Origin of the sequence: uncultured Blautia sp., from assembly GCF_902497045.1 — a bacterium.
Classification (GTDB): Bacteria; Bacillota; Clostridia; order Lachnospirales; family Lachnospiraceae; genus Blautia_A.
The window spans coordinates 1-1,735 of the sequence record NZ_CABVDF010000360.1 but is presented as its reverse complement, the minus strand read 5'-3'; the positions used below and the strand labels follow the sequence as shown (position 1 = coordinate 1,735).

At 38.2% G+C, this 1,735-nt stretch carries 2 protein-coding genes; one reads left to right on the top strand and one right to left on the bottom strand.

The features are described 5' to 3' along the window. The first annotated feature begins 65 nt into the window (after positions 1–65). Positions 66–266, top strand: a complete 201-nt coding sequence (locus tag RDS42_RS14685) for a DUF1858 domain-containing protein (RefSeq protein ID WP_177275623.1) — start codon at positions 66–68, stop codon at positions 264–266. 65 nt (positions 267–331) lie between these two features. Here RDS42_RS14685 and RDS42_RS14680 read toward each other — a convergent pair whose 3' ends face one another. Next, a complete protein-coding gene (locus RDS42_RS14680) occupies positions 332–1,072 on the bottom strand; it encodes an adaptor protein MecA (protein WP_308784303.1) in 741 nt (246 codons plus the stop codon). Positions 1,073–1,735 lie beyond the last annotated feature (663 nt).

The window sequence follows — 1,735 nt, the reverse complement described above, 5'->3', positions numbered from 1 at the left end:
GCATAACACTGCAGGGAATAATAAGAAATTTTTTCTGCATAAAATATAAAAAGGAGGAAATAGAAATGGCACAGGTTACAAAAGAAACTACCATTGGCGAGCTTCTCAGAATTGATCCGAACTGCGCTGCTATCCTTATGAGAATGGGAATGCACTGCATCGGATGTCCGTCTTCTCAGGGAGAATCTCTGGAAGAGGCAGCTATGGTTCATGGATTTGACTCAGATATCCTTGTTCAGCAGATTAATGATTTTCTTAGCAAATAATAAGACTAAAAAAGGCGTTCCATATGATATGGAGCGCCTTTTTTTCATAGTGTAAAAATCATGGATCAGATCTGTGCAAGCTGTTGAAGTGCATTTACGGAGATTGTTTCTCCATGTTCTTTCAGGTAGGCTTCTCCTGCAGAAGAAAAGGCTCTGCTGATTCCATACTCGGAAAGGATGTTGCATGTCCGGTTGAAATCTTCCGGAGATATATCGGACTGGTGGAGAACGAGACGATATTTTCCCTCGGCAGGATCTTTATAAAGGGTGTTTATACCTGTAAAAAATCCGTTTAGTCCATGGGATGCGGCAATCACATCATCCAGCTGTGAAAAGCTGAAGAGTCGTATCAGATCAACGGAAGGAGCGTCCTGAGAAGCTGCCTCTTTTGCAGAATCAGAAGCGGCAGAAGTCTTTTTTGAACTTCCCTTTAATTTAGCTTCACAGAGTTTCTGGAAAATATCAATGATATTATCTGCTCCGTCAAGCTGAAGAGCTTCCGATTGTCCGCGGTCTTTAAAGGGGGTGAATTTTGAAAAACGGGTATCCAGCTCTTCCGGATCTTCTACCTTGGTAATAATAAGGATGATACTGTCTGAAGTGACTGGAATTGCTTCGATCATCAGAGGTATATTATCAGCTTCGAATCCGAATTGCAGCTGTGCCTGTTCCATCATATCTCGGAAGAGCTTTTTCGCCTTTTCAGAACCATATGCAAGCTCACTAAGGCGGATTTGATGAAGTTCCAGATCTTCCTTGGTGAGAGTGCAGCGGATTTGGTTTTCATTTATTTTTTCTATTTTCATATGATCACATCCTATTCTTTATGTGCTGTATAACGTATATTTACCATATGCATATTAAATCATATGCAGAATATGGCATATTTACACAGACAGATTAGAATCCATGACTTTTGCCACGGCAAAAAAATGCATATCAACTTAGCATCTATTATATACCACAACTATAGCAGATGTAAAGAAATTCAATTTACCTAAATTATAAAATATTTGGAAACTAAATCGAAATTTTTTTATAAACTGCTGAAAAGCCTTGCATATAGATAAAAATACAGTATAATAGCTTATAAGAAAAATTTTCTGAGTGCAGGCCGGTAAATGATCCTGTTAGCATCAAAGAGATAATAATAGCTTATATATGACCTTTTTCAAAAAGTATGTCTGCTGTTCTTTAGTCATGCGGCGTTCTTGCTGTAGCAGCCATATAAATTTCCACAGTTATTCAGATAAAATTGGTATTGCATGCAGAGATTTTTCTCAGACCTATCTGGTGTTTTCTAAAATTACTGATCAAATGAAAGGAGGCAGAAACGAAAATATATCACAGATATACCCCAGAGGACAATGTGTGGTCTGCATTTTAATAGACAAAAGATAAAAGGGATTCAGCCATAGCAGAAATCCCCTTCTCATGCTTGACCTGGGCTGAGTCCCTGAATAATAAAT

Excerpts from the sequence above, each read along its gene's own strand:
- RDS42_RS14685 (WP_177275623.1), top strand. The coding sequence starts at position 66 with ATGGCACAGGTTACAAAAGAAACTACCATTGGCGAGCTTCTCAGAATT.
- RDS42_RS14680 (WP_308784303.1), bottom strand. The coding sequence starts at position 1,072 with ATGAAAATAGAAAAAATAAATGAAAACCAAATCCGCTGCACTCTCACC.